Here is an 18400-nt window from a genome sequence, read left to right on the forward strand (position 1 = left end):
TTGGGCAGGATATGGCGGAACATGATCCGGGCGGGGCTGGCCCCGATCCCCGTTGCTGCTGTAACGAAGTCTGTGGTTTTGAGCTTGAGGAACTCCGCCCGCAGGAGCCTCGCGGGCCCCGGCCAGGAAAGCACACCGAGAATGATCATGGTGTTGTAGATGGAAGGGCCGAAGATGGCCGCGATGGTGATGGCTAGAATCAAGAAGGGGAAGCTGTAGAAGATATCCGCCAGGCGCATGATCAAGGTATCCACCATCCCGCCGAAAAACCCGGCCAAAGAGCCCAAGATGAGGCCGATGCTCAGGGAAATCCCCACGGAAACCAGGCCCACCGTCAGGGAGATCCGCCCCCCGTAGAGGGTGCGGGCGAGAATATCCCTACCCATATCATCCGTCCCCAGGGGATGCTCCCGGGAGGGGGGCTGGTTGCGCTCCCTTAAGTTGTTGCGGTTGGGATCGTGCTTGGCGAGCCAGGGCGCGAAGATGGCGCTGAGCACAAAGAGGATCAGGACCACCAAGCCCGCCACCGCCAGCCTGTTGCGGCGAAAACGCCGCCAGATCTTCTTCCCCGAGGAGAGCTGTTCCCGGTAAAGTGCTGCTTCCATGTTCTCCCCCCTAGTCATACCGGATGCGGGGATCGGCAAAGGCATAGGAGATATCCGCGATGATGCTGCCTAAAAAGATCAGCACAGCAAACATCATGTTGATCCCCATGATCACCGGGTAATTGCGCTCGTTCACCGCTTGGATGGCCAAAGATCCCAGCCCCGGCCAGGCGAAGATGCTCTCCACGATCACCGCCCCCGAGAAGATGCTGGGGATCATAAAGCCCAAAAGGGTGAGGATAGGCAGAAGGGCGTTGCGCAGGGCGTGCTTGTAGATCACAATGCGCTCGGCAAGGCCCTTGGCCCGGGCCGTGCGCAGGTAATCCTGGTTGATCACTTCCAAAAGGCTCGCCCGCATGTATCTCGCCACCCCGGCGATGCTGCCCAGCCCCAGGGTGAGCGCGGGCAGACAGAGGTAGGAGATGTAACCCGCCAGGGTTTTTACCTCCCCCGCGAGGAAGAAGCCGCCCGCGGGCAAAACGTTCAGCTTCAAGGCGAAAACATAAAGCAGGATTAAGCCGAAAAAGAAACTCGGGATGGAAATCCCCACGAAGGCGAAGAAGGTGATCAGGTAATCCAAGATGGAATACTGGTAGCGCGCCGAGAGGATGCCCACGGGAATACCGATCCCCCAGCCCAGGATGATGGAGGCCAAAGATAGGGTGATGGTCGCGGGCATTCTTTCCTTAATTAGGTCGGCAACTGGGCGCCGGGCGGAATCAAAGGACAGGCCCAGATCGCCCCGGACGATCCTTCCCAGCCACTGCAGGTACTGCACCAAAAAGGGCTGATCGATGCCCAGCTGCGCTTTGCGCTGCTCGATCACCGCACTGTCCAGATTGGGCACCCCCCGCAGGTGGGTCACAGGGCTGCCGGGAGCTAAGGTCACAACCAAATAGAGGAAAAAGCTGAATCCCAGCAGCACCGGGATTCCCTGCACGAAGATCCTTCTTAAGATATAACGCCACATCTTAAAACCTCCTAGAAGGGAACAGCAGAAAACCTGCTGTTCCCTTACCCCTAAACCTTAAACTGCACTAATCCTCAAGCCAAATGGTGCGCACCAGCTCCCGGCCCACCAGGGGACCTAAAGGCCCAGGGTCAGTATCGATCCCCTTGACCCGCTGGTTGACGGCGCTGATGGTCACGCCGTAGCTGAGGAACATGGTGGGCAGCTCCCGGTTGATCAACCGCTGCCACTCCCCGTAGATCTCCTTGCGCTTGGCGGGATCCGTTTCCCGGCGCCCCGCCTCCAGCAGGCGATCCGATTCGTCGTTGTAAAAGCCGGGGTCGTTCCAAAGGGATGTGGAGTGCCAGATCCCGTAGGGGTCGGGATCCACGCCCAAGCTCCAGCCCATGGTGAAGGTGTCAAACTCCCGGGCATCCACCCGGTCCACCGCGGCGCTGAACTCCATGAAGACCAGGTTCACCTTGATGCCCAGATCCTCCATGTTCTGCTGGAAGAGCAGGGCCATCTGCTCCGTCTGCCGGCTGCCCTCGGGCACCAGGAACTCAAACTCCAAGCGCATGCCATCCTTTTCTAAAACGCCATCCGGGCCGGGCTGCCAGCCAGCTTCCGCCAGGAGCTCAGCCGCCCGCTCGGGGTTGTAGTCGTAGGTGTCGATGCCCTCGGAGGTGTAAGCCCAGGAAGCGGTGGGCATGGGGGCGTTGGCCACAATCCCGAAGCCTTCCCGGATGATATCCACATAGGTCTGGCGGTCAAAGCCGTAGGTGATGGCCTGGCGCACCGCCCGGTCTGCGAACCTTTCCTGGCGCATGTTGAAGCAGATGTAGTTGTAGCTCAGTTCCTCGTAGACGTAAGTGTCAATCCCTTCCATGGCGTCCACCTGAGCGAACTGATCCGCGGAGATGGCCACATAGTCCACCCTGTTTTGCTGCAGATAGATGGGGATGGCATCCTGGGCCACCTTCTGGTAGACCAGGGTGTCGATGTTGGGCCGCCCTAAAAAGTAATCCTCGTTGGCCTCCAAGATCACGTGCTGGTCCGTCAAAAACTCCACGAACTTGAAGGGGCCGCTGCCGATGGGGTTGAGGTTGAAGGGCGCCTGCTCCAGCTCGCCCACGGGGATATCTTCCAAAAGGTGGGCGGGGAGAATCCCGTAGCCAAAGGAAACCAGCAGGGGCGCGTGGGGCTCTTCCACCTTGAACTTGATGGTGTAATCATCGATGACCTCAATGCCCGGCACCGTATCGGTCTTGCCTTCCTTGTAGTCTTTGGCCCCCACCAACATGTTGAAGTTGCTGTAGCGCACACCGGTGTACTCGGGGTGCAGGATGGTCATGTAGGTAAAGGCCACATCTTTGGCGGTGAGCTCCACCCCGTCGTGGAACTTAATGCCCTCGTGGAGGTAGAAGGTGATCTCTGTGCCGTCTTCAGAGATCTCCCAGGACTTGGCGATCCTGGGCTGGGGCTGCAAATTGCGGTCGATGTAGATCAGGCCGTCGTAAACCACATCGATCACCAGCCCATCGTACACCTCAGTGTAGAGGATGGGGTTAAACATGCCCCGGGGGTTCACCGTGATCCCGTAGCGGAACGTCCCACCCTGTTTAGGGGCTTCCTGGGCCGCGGCCGCAACGGATAGACACAACAGCAAAAGCACAACCATCAGCCATCTGCGCAAGGTGTAACCCTCCCTTGTTTGGTAGTAACTTCCTTCCTTTATTCTACCTCTAGGGGCACATTCCTTGTGAAAAATCTCCTTTTCAGGCACTTTTCCCACGAAATTGAGAGCTGTCAAAATTGTAAGAACCCTTTGAGCTGGAAAAACCCCAGGGGAGAAGTCTCCACCTGGGGTGAATCGAAAGCTTTTCTTCATTCGCTGTGTTTTCTGGCCAGATACTCCTTTACCGCCTGGACGCTCTCCGCGGCCGCTGTCCAGGTGCCCACTTCAATCATGAGCACGCCCGAGAAATCATCCGCGAGCAAAAGGTCCAGGGCCTCGTCTACGGGGAATACGCTGCGGCCCACCGCCTGGTGATCCTGGAGGGCTGCCCGGCCGTCCTTTTGGGTGCGCTCCACCACTCCGTGGAAGTGGAACTCCCGGATCAGCTCCCGGTAGTCCTCCACCACCCGCCTGGGATCGGCACCCTCCAGGAGGAGATGCCCCACATCACAGCAGATCCCAAGTTCCAGCTCCCTGGCGAGGGCAAAGGGCTTTTGGTAGCCGCTTTTGATGTTTTCCACCAGGAGCTTCTCCCTAGGAGCGGTCTCCAAAAGAAGCTCCAGGCCCTTTTTGGCCCTGGCGTAGAGGGCCTCAACCAGCTTTCCCTGAAGCTCTGTGCCCCAGTGAGCCTTAGCTTCCACCTGCTTGAGCAAAGCTTCCGTAAGGTGCAGCACGTAGTGTTCCACCTTTAGCTCTTCTTCTAAGCGGTGGATGATCTCCCGGTAGCTCTCTACGCTGGCTTCCCAGATGGGCTGGGCCAGGGAGGAAAGATCCAAACCCCGAAAGGGTAGATGCACCGTGTAACCCACCCCGGATCTGGCCTGGTAATCCGCGAGAGCCTTGATAGTCCGCTCCGTGAACAGCTGCGGGCAGATCACCAGCATATTGGCGGGGAGCTCCACCAGATCCACCCCCAGCTCCCCGTGGAGGCGCTGCACCTGTTCCACCAGGCTGAGATCGTCCAGGTCAGCAAGGACATTGAGGACCAGGTGGTCGCCACTGAAAAGCTCCACCGTGTTGACGCCCAACTTCACTTCCGCCACTTCCCTTCTGCCGGGGCCGGTGCCGCGCCCTCCCGGGGCATCCCCAGCAAGACCAGGGCGAAACCGGCCGCGGTAATCAAGCTCAGTAAAATCCACAGGAGGTTGTAGGATAGAGCCGCCACGCCCCCCAGGAGCATGGCTCCCCCGGACATCCCCAGGTCGATGCAGTTGTTGTAAAAAGTAACCGCCTGGGCCCGCTCCCTTTCTTTCGTCTTGTCGGTGACCAAAACCAAAAGCGCGGTGCTGGCCGCCCCAAAGCCAAACCCGATGCAAAGCCCGCAGCCCGCAAGGGGAAGATACCCGCCGAGCCGCACCAAGCCCACCAGGCCCAAGCTGAGCAGGGGCAGGGACCAGAGCACCACCGCCCTGCGCCCAAAGCGATCCGACAGCACCCCGGCCCCGTAACCCCCCAGGGTATAGGCCAGGGAAAAGGCGGCGAAGTAAATGCCGAACTGGGTGAGCCCAAGCTTCTGGGTGTAGAGGGGCAGAAAAGAGGAAAGCCCGCCCAAAGCCGCGGCGGCCGCGGCCACCCCCAAACTGGCGCTCACCACCCAGCGGTTGGCTAAAACCTCCCGCCAGGGCACGGCGGCCTGCCCCTGCCCTGCGGCGCCCTGGGGCTCTTTCAGGAGCACCTGCCCCGGCACCATGGCCAGGCCCAAAAGGCCCGTCCCCACAAAGAAGGCGGCATAGCCCCACTTCGCGGAAACCCACTGCCCCAGGCTCGGCGCCCCCGCCATGGCCAGGCCCGTCACCACGCCATAGAGCCCGAAAAGCCGCCCCCGCTTTTCCGGAGGGGCAGAGGCAGCCAGGACAGTCTGGCTGGCGGTGATAAAGGCGGCCAGGCTCACCGCATGGTAGATGCGCACCGCCGCCAGATACCAAAGGCCCAGGTCAAGGAGGTAGAGCAGGGGCGCCGTGCCCGCGGAAAGGACCGCCGCGGCCAAAAGCCACTTCTGTCCCCTGCGCTCCGCGGCTTTGGTGAGGAAGAAGCGGAGCACTACGGCGCTGAGGGAAAAGAGGCCCACCAAAAGGCCCACTACCCCCTCCCCCCCTCCCCGGTAAACCACATAGAGGGGAAAAACCGCCACCATGGCGTTATAACCCGCGAAAAACAAAGCCGTGTTAATTAGGATAAGTGCAGCATTTCTCTTCCCTGGGCTCAACGCATTAACTCCTTCGTGGCAGCGTAAAGTGCCTTGTACTTAGCATACAGCTCTTCATACACAGCCTGCCTGCGGGGTGTGAAAACCTGCTTGGTGCGCACATATTCCCGGGCCAGGTCTCCTTCGGATCGCTTTTCCACCGCCAGGGCGCAGAGCAAAGCGCCGCCTAAAAGCGCACCATCGGCCAGTTCCAGCTGCTCATAGGTCAGGCCCGTAACATCCGCCTTGATCTGGTTCCACAGCCCAAGCCGGGAACCTCCCCCGGTGGCCCGGGCCGAGTGGGGGGTTAAACCCATAGCTTCTAGATGCTCCACATTGTGCCGGATAGCCAGGGCGCACCCTTCCAGAACAGCCCGGAGGAAGTGGGCCCTGGTGTGCTCAGCGGTGATCCCGAAAAAGACCCCTTTGGCCCCCTCATCCCAGAGGGGGCTGCGCTCTCCCGTAAGATAAGGAAGGAAAAGCAGGCCATCTGCCCCGGGAGGAACTGCGCGTAAGGCTTCCTCCAGCTCATGGTAACGTACCCCGCCGCCCAGCTGCCTGAGGGCCCAGGCCAAAGTGCCTCCCCCGGAAGAGAGCGGCAGGATGCAAAGCTCCCGCTCCGGAATCACATGGGGCACCGCCCCTTCCACCCCGCTCCCTTCCCCGAGGCAGCAGCTGAGGCAGGTGGAAGTTCCGGTGGCATCCCCGAACTGCCCCTCCTCCACCAGGCCTGCCCCCAGGGCCTCCACGTAGGCATCGATGCCCCCCGCCACTACGGGGATCCCCGGGGCGAGGCCCAGCTCCTGGGCCCGCTTTTGGGTCTTTCCCACCACTTCCCAGCTGGGGCAGGGGCGGGGCAGCTTGCCGCTCTCCAGTTCCCCGATGGCCTGGGCCCGGCTGAAGCGGGCCGCGGGCAGATCGATCACAAACTCCCCTGTGAGCCAGGCGATGAGAAAATCCTTGGGCTGGAGAAAAGCCCTGGTTTGGGCGTAGATCTCCGGCCGTTCCTCCTTCAGCCAGAGCATTTTCGGCTCAAAAAAAGAGGGATCGAAAAACTCGCCCGTCTGCTCCCTGAGCTTTTCCGCCTGGCGCACCGCCCGGCGGTCCCGCCAGGTGAGACAGGGAAAGAGGGGGCGGCAGTGGGAGTCCACCGGCACCAGGGAAGGGGAATGGCTGCTCAGGCCCACCGCTTGGATCCGCTCCGGGCTGGCCCCCGCCCGCTGCAAGAGGCGGGGCAGCAAAACCGCCAGGCCCTCGAGCCACTCCCGGGGGTCCTGCTCCGCGCAGGGGTCCGCCTGGGTCAGCTGCAGGGGGAGCTGCTCCACCCAAAAGGAACCTCCCTCACAGAGGGCCGCCTTTAAGCTGCTGGTTCCAATATCCACCGCCAGGTACACAGCTATCCCCCATTCACCAGCATGACCTTGAGGGCCCGCTGCTCCGCGGAGAGGTTGATGCCCCGCTCCGCCTCTTCCAGGGGCAGGGTATGGGTGATCAGGCGCTCCGCATCCAGGCGCCCACCGGCCATGAGCTGCACCGCCCGGCGGTACTGGATATGAGTAAAGCCGAAACTGCCCACCAGGGAAACCTGCTGGTAATGGATGAGTCCCGCATCGATGCTCACCGCGGTGCCTGAGGGCAGACCGCCGAACATGTTGATCACCCCGCCCGGCGCCACATAGCGCTGGGCCTCTTCCACCGCTTCCCGGGTGCCCACACAGACCAAGACCGCCTGGGCCAGCGCGCCCCCGGTGGCTTGCTTGATCACTTCCAGCAGATCTTCCTTCTCCGGATGCACAGCCCGGGCCCCGATTTCCGCGGCCTTGGCCAGCCGCGCTTCATTGTACTCGCTGACGATCACCTGGCCCGCGCCCTGCGCGAGCGTGGCCTGGGCCGCGAGAAGGCCCATGGGCCCCGCCCCCATAATCAAAAGGGTTGCCCCCAGTTCCAACCGGCAGTCCTCCAGGCCGTTGAGCACGCAGGCCACCGGTTCAGCCAAGGCTCCCGCGGCAAAGCTCATCCCCTTCGGCAGGCGCACCGTACCCCGCTGGATCACTTCTTTGGGCACCGCCACAAACTCGGTGAAGGCGCCGCTGGCCACCCCGCTCTTGTTTTGGCAGAGCTCGTAGTGGCCCGCCTGGCACAGGGGGCAAAACCCGCAGGGGACGTAGGGGGCAACCGCAACTCTATCGCCCACCTGGAAGCCCTCTACCTGGGAACCTACCTCGGCAACCACCCCGGCAAACTCATGCCCTAAGATGCAGGGGGGCTGGAAAAAGCGGTGACCCCGCAGATAGGTCTTCACATCGGTGCCGCAGATCCCGCTGGCCTTAACCTCCACCAAGATCTCCTCAGGCCCGATGGTGGGCCTGGGCACTTCCTCAATGGTCATCTGTTTTGGTCCGTGGTAAACCGCAGCCTTCACTTCCCATCACCCGTTCCGCCGTGCACCAGCTCCACGATCTTTTTGGTATACCCTTCCGGATCCGGCGCCTGGAAGATGTTACGCCCGATGGCCACGCCCGCGGCCCCCGCCTGCAGGGCCTTTTCGATGTTGGTGAAGATATCAGCGCTCTTAGGCCCGCCGGCCATGACGATGGGGATGGGGCAGCTTTTCACCACATCGGCGAAGGCGTCGCCGCAGTAATAGGTTTTGATCACATCCGCGCCCAGTTCAAACCCGAGTCGGGCGCACACACCCACCCACTGCGGATCGTAGCTGTGGTCAAACTGGGGAAGGAGCTCCGCCACAACGGGGATGCCCAGCCGCGCCGCTTCCTCCGCTGTTTTGCCCAGGGTGGCCAGCATGGCATGCTCCTGGGGTGCACCCATGATCACCATCACGCAGACCGCATCGGCCCCCAGGCGCACCGCTTCCTCTACGGAGCAGGTGGGCAGGTGGTAACTGGCATCCGGTGCAAAGGGGCTGCATCCGCCGGTGATGCGCATGATCAGCCCAGCCTTCCCCCCGTAGGCCTCCTGGGCCTCCCGGGCAAAGCCGGGATGGGCGATGATGGCATCCGCGCCTCCCCGCACCACCTTGGCCGTGATTTCCTTCGGCACCTCCAGCCCGGGCACGGGGCCCATGAAGCCCGCGAAATCCAGGGCGCTGATCACAGCCCGGCCATCTTCCTTAAAGATCCGCCTGAGGCGAACTGCTTTTCCGCTCATGTCTGCATCCTCCTATCTGCTGTGCACTGCCACACTCGGTGGGCATACTCTTGCAAGTCGATTCCGTTCACTGCCTCGATTTCTTTCCACATTTCCTTAGGAAACACTTCCACGCCGTAGTGGGCCCCCAGCAGGGCGCCGAGCATGGAGGCGATGGTATCCGTATCTCCCCCGATATTCACCGCAGCCAGCAAACGCTCCATGGGCTCTTCCGGCCGGGCAAAGAGGGCCAGGACCACCGGTACGATCTCGTGGGGCACCATATCTACCCCCACTAGGTCATAAAGCTCCCGCCCCGCGCCGGGAAGATCCGGCGCCGCCAGGGACAGCTCCACTGCCCAGCGGATCCGCTTGGCAAGGGAAGGGCCAGGATAAGGCTTGCCAAAGGCCCGCCCCCGTTCCGCCCCCCAGCAGGCGGCCTCCAGGATCGAGTCCCGGTGGGCATCCGGCTCGAAGCTTTCCACCAGGGCGCAGGCGAAGGCTGCCGCTCCGGAAATGGCCTGGCTGGTGCCGTGGGTGGGCATGCTCACTTCAGCAGCTGTGCGCACCGCCCTTTCCCGATCTCCCAGGCAGGCCAGGGCCACGGGGAGCATGCGCATGGCGCCGCCGATGGTGGTGCCAAAAAACCCTGTCTGCCGCGGGTCTTCCCCGTCCAGCAAGCGCTGCAGGGCCTTTTTGGAGCTGGGCCCTAGATAAGTGGAACCAAAGACGTTTTTCTCGCGGGCCCACTCCATCAGAGACTCCGCCGCGACCTCCGCATCCAGCCGGCCGTGGCGGAAAAAGGCATCAAGCAGGGCCAGGGTCTGTTCTGTATCGTCGGTGATCTGTCCCTTAACCAGATGAGTGCTGTGATAGTGCTGTGGGTGGGGGGCCCGCAGCTCCCGGACCATCCCGTAAACTTCCCGGATGGCCTCCTGGGTCATGAACTCCGTGGGCATGCCCAGGGCATCGCCTAGGGCCACCCCCACCAATGAACCGAGGATTTTGTCCTTCATAAACTCTTCTCCCTTCCCTGCCCTGGTGAAGACAGGCTCCGCCAGAGGGATCCGACGGAGCCTGCCGCAAGTGTACTACCTGTTGCGCTCAATCTCCTCTGCCATCAATCTCACCAGCTCGTCCGCGGCCTCTTGGGGAGTTTGGGCTTTGTACTCCACCTGGGAAATCAAGTTAACCAGGTATTCGTCCAAAGCGCCCAGCTCCCAGAAGTGCTCCATGGAGACCACATACTCCAGCTGTTCAAAGGCTGCCCGGTAGTAGGGCTGTTCCTCAAAGAGCTGCTGGATCTCAGGGCTTTCCAGCACGCTCTTGCGCACGGGCACATAGCCTGTTTGCACGGTCCACTTAGCCACGTTTTCCGGCTGCAAGAGCCAGGTGAGGAACTCCCAGGTGGCATCCTGCCTCTCCGGAGTGGAGGGGAACATGGTCAGGGCCGCGCCCCCCAGGGTGACCGCCCTCTGCTTGTTGCCGGGGAGCATGGCGGTGTCAAAGTCGAATTCCACGGTCTGGGCAATGGTACCGATACCCGCGGTCGAGTCGAAGAGGAATGCCTGGTTGCCGGCGATGAAGTGGTCCCGGGCCCGGTCATGCAGTCCAGCGGGCATGAGGCCCTGGTCAACCAAGGAGACCCAGAACTCGATGGCTTCCACCGCTTCCGGCTCATTGATCAGGGCTGCGCTGTAGTCTTCATTCATGAGCTGGCCGCCGTTTTGCAGGATGAAGCCCTTGAGCATCCAGTCTTGGTTGCGCATGTTGATAGGTACGAAGTTGCGCAGACGCTCCTGGGCAGCCCAATCCCGGAGATGAATGGCCATTTCCACCAGCTCATCCCAGGTCTCGGGGGCCTTGGGCTCCAGGCCAGCCTGGCGCAGGATGTCTTTGTTGTAGAAAAGGACGGGAGTGCTGTTGTTGAAGGGCAGGCTGGCGATGCACCCATCGTATTTGTTGTAGTTCCAGAACTCTTCGTAGAAGTCGTCCATATCCAGACCCTTGGGGCCCCGCAGGTACTCATCGATCAGGTAGTTGCCCACCCGGCCGGTGAAGAGCGGCGCCGCAGGGATCACTCCCCCGTCGGGCAGAGTGTTCGCCGCGAGGCTCGCGGTCACCTTCTGCGCCGTTTCGCCGTAGCCGCCTGTGTACACGGCATCCACAAAGATCTCATCCTGGGAAGCGTTGAACTCCGCCACCATCTCCTGGAAGACCCGGCCGGCGTTCCCGCCCAGGGAGTACCAGAAGGTGATGGTGGTCTTGGCCAGGGCAGTGGACACTCCGGCCAAAAGCAGTGCTAGAGCCAGCACCAATACAGCCGCTTTTTTCATTGAACAGTCCCTCCTTAAGATTGCTAACCTTTAATCCCGCTTTTTGCTATACCCTCAATAAACTGCTTCTGGGCTAAGAAGAAGACAATCAGCACCGGCAGCATCACAATGAGCGAGGCCGCCATGAGGTAATGCCACTCACTCCCCCCTCCCTGTTGTGATACGAAGTAGCGCAGACCAATGGGCAGCGTGCGCATCTGATTGGAGTTGATCACAATCAGAGGCCACAGGTAAGAGTTCCAGGAACCGAGAAAGCCAAACAGGGCCACACTGGAGATGGCTGGTTTAGATAGGGGCATGATCACCGCGAAGATGAAGCGCAGTTTAGAGCAGCCATCCATAATGGACGCTTCCTCCAGTTCCTTGGGAATGGTCAGGAAAAACTGCCGGAGGAGGAAGACGGAAAAGGCGGTGGCCAAAAAGGGAACGATCAGGGATTTATAGGAATCGATCCAGCCCATGCGGCTCATGACGATGTAGGTTGGGATCAGGGTGACCTGGGTGGGCACCATCAACGTCGCCAGAAAGAGCATGAAGATCTGATCCCGGCCCGCGAATTCCATCCGGGCAAAGGCATAGGCGGCCAAAACGCCGGTGAGCACCTGGCCCGCGGTGGTGATCACCGCCACGATGGTGCTGTTCACATAGAAACGCCCAAAGGGAGCCAGCTTCCACACTTCCAGGTAGTTGCGCCACTGGGGCTCGTCCGGAATCCAGCGTGGTGGATAGCGAAACACCTCGTGGTAGCCCTTAAGGGAAGTGGAGACCATCCACAGGAAAGGCAGAACCATGGCTGCGCCCAGGGTAAGGAGCACCAGATGAATGATGAGCTTCTTCACAAGCGTTCTCCGCATGGCCTGACCTTCTTTCTAGTTGTAGTGGACGCGCTTTTCCAAGAAAAGGCGCTGCAGCAAGGTGAGCAGTAAGATGAACAAGGAGAGAAGCACCGAAAGGGCGCTGGCTTCCCCGAAGCGGAAGGAGTTAAAGGCCTGCTGGTAGATGAGGTAGACAATGACCAAGGTGCTCTTTAAGGGCCCTCCTCCGGGGGTCATCACATCGATCTGGGTGAACACCTTAAAGGAGTTGATCACCCCCATGATCAAGACGAAATACATGGTGGGGGAAAGCTGCGGCAGGGTGATGTACCAAAACTGCTGCCTGGGCGTGGCACCGTCGATGGCCGCCGCTTCATAGAGGCTGGGATCGATGTTCTGCAAACCCGCCAAGAAGAGGACCACGTTGTAGCCCAAACCCTTCCAGACGCTCATGATGATCACCGAGAGCATGGCCATCTTGGGATCGTTGAGCCAGCGGTAGGGTCCCAAGCCCACAAAGCTTAGTAGGTAGTTCAAAAGCCCGTCAAAGGGGTCATACAGCCACATCCAGACCGCACTCACCGCCACAGTGGCGGTCACCACCGGCGTGAAAAAGACGGTGCGGTAAAAGGAAAGTCCCCGGATCTTTTGGTTGAGCAGCAGGGCCACCCCCAAGGAGATGCAGAAATCCAGGGGCAGCTGCACCCCTACGAAGTAAAAGGTGTTGCGCACCGCGATGAAAAAGTCTTGGGACTTGAAGATCCTGGCGTAGTTTTTGAGCCCCACAAAGCGCATGGGATTGATCAGATCCCACTCAAAGAGGCTGAGGTAAAACGCCATGGCCACCGGGATAAAGATAAAAAAGATCATGATGGCGGAGGCCGGGGTCAAAAAGGTGTAGCCCACCAGCGCCCTTTGCACCGCCTTTTTCCGCGCCCTCCGGCGCTTGGCCTTAGCCTCCAGCGTATAAGCATCCTGCACGGCTCGTACCCTCCCTTTCCCCTCAACCGTTGTGCTTCAGGTAGAACTTGGCTTTATCGCCGCGAATCAAGGAGAAGCAGATTTCCACAATATCGTTGTCCGCAGTGTAGGCGTGGCGCTCCACCAAAAGCGCTGGGCTGCCCGCCGCTGTACCCAAGACCTCCGCTTCCGCCTGGGAGAGGATAACCGGCTCGATGAAGTCCTCACCCCAGCTGGGGGTAACCCCGTATTTCTCCACCAAAACCAAGTAAAGGGAGTCGGTGAGCTCTTCCCGCTCCAAACCTGGGAACAGGTGGGCCGGTAGATAGGAGGTGGCCAGCAGAATCGGCTCCCCGTCCAGATAGCGGAGGCGCTTGAGCCTAACCACAGGCTCCCCCGGCTCTAGGCCCAGCTTTTGGGCGAGCTCCCGCTCTGCTTCGCTCAGCAGCTTGCTTTCCAGCACCACCGTGGAAGGGGCAAAACCCAGGGCCCGCATGTTGGCGGTGAAGGAATCCAAGGTGATCCGCTGGCGGTCCTTGGGGTCGGCCACGAAAGTACCTTTACCGTGGCGGCGGTAAACCAGCCCTTCCCGCACCAAACCGTCGATGGCCTTGCGGATGGTGGCCCGGCTCAACCCGTACATCCTCTGCAGCTCCGGTTCCGAGGGAATCTGCTGATGGGGTTTGTAGGTGCGGTTGGTGATCTGTTCCCGCAGAATCTCCTTGAGTTGATGGTACAAAGGGATCACGCTGTCCTTGCTGACACTGCGCATGGCTGTTTACAACCCTCCTGAGGCGCCACATACACACATGGGCACATCCTGTTGTCTACTTGTGCGTACAAGTTGTATCTTCATTATTCGTGCCCCCCGCTTCAAGTCCTTCTTACCCAACGAATATTTTTCACACCTACTTTGCACCCACCTGCCTGGACAAAAAAAGCCACCCTGGGCTGTGTTGCCCAAGGTGGCACTTAGGTAAGCTACGCCGGTTCATGATCGCTGCAGGCCCGCAGCCCCTCCGGCGGGCCGGTAAGGGCCAGCCCCGTTTGGGGGTCAAAGATGTGCAGATGCTCCACTTGGGGCTCGATCCCCAAAACCTCCCCCCTCTCCACCGGGAAGGTGGCGGGCACCAAGACCCTCAAGGACTGGTCGCCGAAGCGGAAGTCCAAAAGCTTATCCCGGCCCAAAAACTCCACCAAAAACACCTTACCCCGCCAGGGGGCCCTGCCCCGCTCCCAGGTGATGGTGAGATGCTCTGGCCTGATGCCCAAGATCAGCTTCTGGCCGGGGCTCTTTTGCAGGCCTTTGGCCGCCAGGGGCGGCACGGGCAGGCGCAGGCTCCGGCCGCTGCGGAAGTAGCAGCGGCCCTCCTGGTACTCCAGCTCCCCTTGGAGCAAATTCATGGGGGGATCCCCTAAAAATGAGGCCACAAAGAGGTTGGCCGGCTGCTCCAAAAGCTCTTTGGGGGTTCCGTACTGCTGCAGAACTCCTGCCTTGAGCACCGCCACTTGGTCCGCCATGGTCACCGCCTCCACCTGGTCATGGGTGACCAGGATGGTGGTGATCCCCAGCTCCTGCTGGATGCGCTTGATCTCCGCCCTGGTCTCCAGGCGCAGCCGGGCATCCAGATTGCTCAAAGGCTCATCCAAAAGCAAAAGATCCGGCTTTTTCACCAAAGCCCGGCAGAGAGCCACCCGCTGCTGCTGTCCGCCTGACATCTGCCCTGGTTTCCGATCCAGGAGATCTCCGATCTGCACGACCTCCGCGATTTCCTCCACTCTTTTTTGGATCTCCGCCTTGGGCAGCTTCTTGAGTTTCAGGGGAAAGGCGATGTTCTCAAAGGCGGTCATGTGGGGGTACAGGGCGTAGCTTTGGAAGACCAGCCCCACATTGCGCAGCTGGGGCGGGATGCCGTTCACCTGAAGATCGTCGAAGTAGATTTCACCCTCCGTGGGTTTGTAGATCCCCGCCAGCATGAGCAGTATGGTGGTCTTACCGCAGCCGCTTGGGCCCAGGAGAGCTGTGACCTTCCCGTGGGGTATATCCAAACAAACGTTATTGACCGCGGTCACTGAGCCAAACCGCTTGGTGATGTTCTTTAGTCGGACATTGGCCACCTAGATCAGCCTCCTTTCCTTCCACCGATGCTCACCTGCATCAGGTACTTCTGGGTAAAGAGGAAAAAGAGCAGAACCGGCAGGATGTAAAAGAGTGCCGTGGCCGCCAGTAAGCCATAGTCCAGGAACTGGAAGTCGCCCACAATGGAGTTCACATAGCTGGAAAGGGTCCAGCTCTCTTTGTTCTGGAGAAAGGTGATCACAAAGATGTACTCTGACCAGCCATTTAAAAAGGAGAAAATGGCCAGCGCGGCAATACCCGGTTTCACCTGGGGCAGCACAATCTTCCACAGCGTCTTCAGCCTAGAAGCCCCGTCCACCAACCCCGCCATCTCCAGATCCCAGGGCACCCCGTCGAAAAAGCCCTTCATGATCCAAATCCCCAAAGGCAGCATCAGCCCCGTCTTGACCAGCAGCACCCCCACGATGCTGTTGAGCAGCCCCAGGCTCCTGAGTACATAGTACAAAGCGATGAGCAGTGTAATCCCCGGAAAAGAGTGGAGGATAAGGGTGGAAGCCAAAAGAAAACCCCGGGCCCTGAACTTGAGGCGGGCGATCACGTAAGCGGTGGGCGTGGCAATCAGGATCATCAGCACCGTCATGCCGCAGGCCAAAAGCAGAGTGTTCCAAGTGGTGCGCCAAAGATCAGGGTAGTACCTGCCTGGCAGTTCCCACAAAAAGCGGAAGTTCTTCAGGGTCCACCTCTGGGGAATGACCCCGTAGACGAGCTTGTCGCTGAAGGAGTTCAAAACCAACCAGCCGTAGCCGCAAAGGAGGGGCAGCGAAGCCAAGACCAAAAAGGCATAGATGCCCCAAGTGAGCAGACGCTCCCGGCGGCGCTCCCTCTTGGCGGCCCGGCCCAAGGCTGCTTGGCTGAGAGGCTCTTTAGCCATCTACATCACCTCAATCTTGGGCTCGCCCATCATCTCCCGGAAGCGGAAGATGCGCCAATATATAATGGAAGCAACTGCGCTGAAGAGCACCAGCACCATGGTGAGCGCGGTGGCGTAGCCGAAGTTGTAGGAGGCGTAGTAGCCGCCGAAGGCCTGGTTGTAGGCGTAGAGCGACCAGACCGTGGTCCGGTAAAAGGGTCCCCCGCCCGTCAGGATCAAAATGTACTCATAGGAAGTCAAAAGGGAAAGGGTTTGGTAGGCAGTGACAAAAAGCAGCTGCCAGCGCACGAGGGGCAGGGTAATGTGGCGCACCCGGCCCAGCCAGCCCGCCCCGTCCACCGCGGCGGCCCAGTTGTACTCCTGGGAAATGGAGGTGATGGCGGAGTAGAAAAGGATCATCCCAAAGGACGCTCCGATGATGCCGTTGGTGATGATGATTACCGCCTTGGGAAACTCGCTGAGCCAGCTGACGGGGCTGCGTCCGAAAAGATCCAAAAGGCCGTTCAAAAGCCCGTGGCGGGTGGGATCCAAGATCCAAAGCCAAATTACCCCGTAGACAATGGGCGGGGTGAAGCGGGGCAAAAGCCACAGCGCCCGGAAAAAGAGGCTCACCTTCTCACTGTGCCGTTCGGAGATATACGAGGTGGCCAGGGCTAGAAGCAAGCCGAAGCTGACGTTGAAAAGTAAAAGGGTGCCGAACACATACAAAACAGTATTCCAAAACACCCTGCTCAAAATGGTATCTTTAAAGATCTGCACGTAGTTCTTCCAGCCCGCGAACTCCCAGATCAAACGGTGGTTCATCTCCGTAAAGCTCATGGCCCCGGTGAGCAGACCCGGGACCAGGTAAAAGACGGCGGTGATCAGCAGGGCTGGAAGTAGGAGCAGGAAAATCAGAAAGCGGCTGCGCCTTGCCATCTCCTCACCTCACTTGGCGAAGCGAGGGACTGCCTAGAGTCCCCCGCCTGCTTCCCTGTTGCTTAGCGGACCAGCACATCTTCCCCGGCCACCTGCTGCATCCTCTGGACGATGAGCTCAACGCCCTCATCCGGCGTGAGCGCGCCCACCTCCACACCGCTGATGGCCTCGTGGAGCACAGTGGCGTAGTGTCCGGAGGCCGGATGCGCGGCCATGAAGATCTGCTGGGGCAGCAGCTCACTGGCTGCGGCGAGAAACTCACTTTCCACAAAGGGGGCAAAAGCGGTCTGGGACCTTCTGATGGCCAGTTTCGCCGCGGCCAGGGAATGCCTGGTGTTGAGATCCACATCAGAAGCGATGGTGATCAAAAGAAAAGCCAGGTCTTTCTTGTCACTGAGCTGGGTAACCATGTAAGCTACCGGATGGCCCAGCTGGTTGGGCCTGCCCGCTTCACTGCCCGCGGGGATCAAACTCCAGGTGAGGTTCTCCCAGAGCTCCCCTTCGGGGATGCCCAGATCCCGCTGCCACTCGGCCCAGTTCCACATGCCGCCGGTGATATTCACCCCGGCACTGCCCTCTTCCGCGGTGGCCCGATGCACCGCCGGCCAGGGCCAGGTGGTCATGCCGCTGGGCGTAATCTTGTACTTGTGCACGTTGTCTGCGAAAAACTCCAGGGTCTGCCGGAGAGCAGCCCGATCCACGATCAACTTGCCGCTTGCGGAGTCATAGTACTCACCGCCAAAGGCCACCACGAACTGGAAGAAATCCGGGCCCTCGGTGGGTCTGTGCAGCAGGCCGTAATCCACCAGGCCAGCTTCCTGCATGGCCTGGGCCAGCTCCTGCAGATCCGTTAGGAGAAACTCCTTGTTGGCCACCCTCTGGGGGAGGCTGGCAATCTCCTCTTCGCTCCAGCCTAAGGCCCGCAAGTGGTCTTTGCGGTAGTAGACCATGCGCACCTCAATATCCTGGGGCACTCCGTAGATCTGGCCGCCATAGGAGACCGCATCCCACAGGTGCGGATAGAAGTCTTGATAGGTTCCCTCCCAATACTGGGCAATGTAGTGATCTAGAGGTGCAATCCAGCCTGCTTCAGCCCACACGGGGATGTCCATGTGGCTGGAGAGGATGATATCCGGCATGATCGCGGGATCCCCCTCCTCAGCGGTGAGGATGATCCTGCGCCGGAAGCTGTCCCAAGAATCGGTCCAAAAATCCGCCTCCACTTCGACGCGCAGATCCGCCCCAGCCGCCTCCAAGATCTGGTTGAGGCGCTCCGCTGCGGCAATCAGGTTCTCTGCGCGGTGAAAGGCGGGTGTGTCGGGACCTACGGTCCAAGCCCTGATGGTAATTACCTCGTTCGCCGCAACCCCTACGTGCCACGCAACCAGGAAGGCGGCGACGAGCAGCAAAGCCAAAACAGCTCGTTTCATCGCCAGCAATACCTCCTTGAATTTGCATAACATCGGTCTTGCAGTGCGACCCGAGTCGTTGGAAAAGTGAGAACGCGTTCTCATTGTAAAATTATAGCCAGGGACCCTGTTATTGTCAAACAAGGTCAGACCAGCTACTAATACTCGGCCCATCCCTTCCCCAGATTGCCGCTGGATCAGCCGAGCGGGGACCAGTGCAGCACACGGGAAGCCCAGGGATGTCAGCCACCGCTTGGGCGGCCTGCCTTTTCTCTCCCCTCCGGGGCATTGGCAAAATTAGGAGGAATCCAAGGGCGTAAAGAAGAG

General features: G+C 60.2%; 17 protein-coding genes. All 17 read right to left on the reverse strand.

Translation table 11 applies throughout. The features are described 5' to 3' along the window. Window positions 1-605: ABC transporter permease (locus ACE4YL_RS06840; RefSeq protein WP_461369422.1), on the reverse strand; the 605-nt coding region annotated here is incomplete at its 3' end. A gap of 10 nt (window positions 606-615) precedes the next feature. Further along, window positions 616-1575, reverse strand: a complete 960-nt coding sequence (locus ACE4YL_RS06845) for an ABC transporter permease (protein WP_461358551.1) — start codon at window positions 1573-1575, stop codon at window positions 616-618. 67 nt (window positions 1576-1642) lie between these two features. Beyond that, window positions 1643-3250, reverse strand: coding sequence for a peptide-binding protein (locus ACE4YL_RS06850; RefSeq protein WP_461360448.1), 1608 nt, complete (start codon window positions 3248-3250; stop codon window positions 1643-1645). Between the two features lie 191 nt (window positions 3251-3441). Beyond that, entirely contained in the window at window positions 3442-4335 is an 894-nt protein-coding gene (gene cbiR, locus ACE4YL_RS06855) for a cobamide remodeling phosphodiesterase CbiR (RefSeq protein WP_461358553.1), read from the reverse strand. Continuing rightward, a complete protein-coding gene (locus tag ACE4YL_RS06860) occupies window positions 4323-5498 on the reverse strand; it encodes an MFS transporter (protein WP_461360449.1) in 1176 nt (391 codons plus the stop codon). The genes cbiR and ACE4YL_RS06860 overlap by 13 nt, the downstream gene beginning before the upstream one ends. Further along, window positions 5495-6871: a xylulokinase gene (locus ACE4YL_RS06865; protein ID WP_461358555.1), complete on the reverse strand. Its 1377-nt coding sequence runs from the start codon at window positions 6869-6871 to the stop codon at window positions 5495-5497. The genes ACE4YL_RS06860 and ACE4YL_RS06865 overlap by 4 nt, the downstream gene beginning before the upstream one ends. A 2-nt stretch (window positions 6872-6873) precedes the next feature. After that, window positions 6874-7899: an alcohol dehydrogenase catalytic domain-containing protein gene (locus ACE4YL_RS06870; protein WP_461358556.1), complete on the reverse strand. Its 1026-nt coding sequence runs from the start codon at window positions 7897-7899 to the stop codon at window positions 6874-6876. Then, entirely contained in the window at window positions 7896-8645 is a 750-nt protein-coding gene (locus ACE4YL_RS06875; RefSeq protein WP_461358557.1) for a class I fructose-bisphosphate aldolase, read from the reverse strand. The genes ACE4YL_RS06870 and ACE4YL_RS06875 overlap by 4 nt, the downstream gene beginning before the upstream one ends. Further along, window positions 8642-9640: an ADP-ribosylglycohydrolase family protein gene (locus ACE4YL_RS06880; protein ID WP_461358558.1), complete on the reverse strand. Its 999-nt coding sequence runs from the start codon at window positions 9638-9640 to the stop codon at window positions 8642-8644. Before ACE4YL_RS06880 ends, ACE4YL_RS06875 begins: the two co-directional genes overlap by 4 nt. Before the next feature lie 75 nt (window positions 9641-9715). Continuing rightward, window positions 9716-10960, reverse strand: coding sequence for an ABC transporter substrate-binding protein (locus ACE4YL_RS06885; protein WP_461365637.1), 1245 nt, complete (start codon window positions 10958-10960; stop codon window positions 9716-9718). Window positions 10961-10983: 23 nt separating this feature from the next. Continuing rightward, the gene (locus ACE4YL_RS06890) at window positions 10984-11814 is read right to left on the reverse strand and encodes a carbohydrate ABC transporter permease (protein ID WP_461358560.1); all 831 of its coding nucleotides are present in this window, start codon (window positions 11812-11814) and stop codon (window positions 10984-10986) included. Between the two features lie 15 nt (window positions 11815-11829). Next, a complete protein-coding gene (locus tag ACE4YL_RS06895; protein ID WP_461358561.1) occupies window positions 11830-12756 on the reverse strand; it encodes a carbohydrate ABC transporter permease in 927 nt (308 codons plus the stop codon). A gap of 22 nt (window positions 12757-12778) precedes the next feature. Beyond that, window positions 12779-13507, reverse strand: a complete 729-nt coding sequence (locus tag ACE4YL_RS06900) for a GntR family transcriptional regulator (RefSeq protein ID WP_461360373.1) — start codon at window positions 13505-13507, stop codon at window positions 12779-12781. 209 nt (window positions 13508-13716) lie between these two features. Next, window positions 13717-14853 carry an ABC transporter ATP-binding protein gene (locus ACE4YL_RS06905; RefSeq protein ID WP_461358563.1) on the reverse strand — a complete coding sequence of 379 codons (1137 nt, stop codon included), beginning with the start codon at window positions 14851-14853 and terminating at the stop codon, window positions 13717-13719. A 5-nt stretch (window positions 14854-14858) separates the two neighbouring features. Then, the gene (locus ACE4YL_RS06910) at window positions 14859-15746 is read right to left on the reverse strand and encodes a carbohydrate ABC transporter permease (protein ID WP_461358564.1); all 888 of its coding nucleotides are present in this window, start codon (window positions 15744-15746) and stop codon (window positions 14859-14861) included. Then, the gene (locus tag ACE4YL_RS06915; RefSeq protein ID WP_461358565.1) at window positions 15747-16664 is read right to left on the reverse strand and encodes a carbohydrate ABC transporter permease; all 918 of its coding nucleotides are present in this window, start codon (window positions 16662-16664) and stop codon (window positions 15747-15749) included. It abuts the gene before it with no gap. 62 nt (window positions 16665-16726) lie between these two features. Next, window positions 16727-18094: an ABC transporter substrate-binding protein gene (locus tag ACE4YL_RS06920; RefSeq protein WP_461358566.1), complete on the reverse strand. Its 1368-nt coding sequence runs from the start codon at window positions 18092-18094 to the stop codon at window positions 16727-16729. Window positions 18095-18400: the final 306 nt, after the last annotated feature.

Source organism: Candidatus Darwinibacter acetoxidans (genome assembly GCF_041936445.1).
Taxonomy (GTDB): domain Bacteria; phylum Bacillota; class Limnochordia; order Darwinibacteriales; family Darwinibacteriaceae; genus DTU010.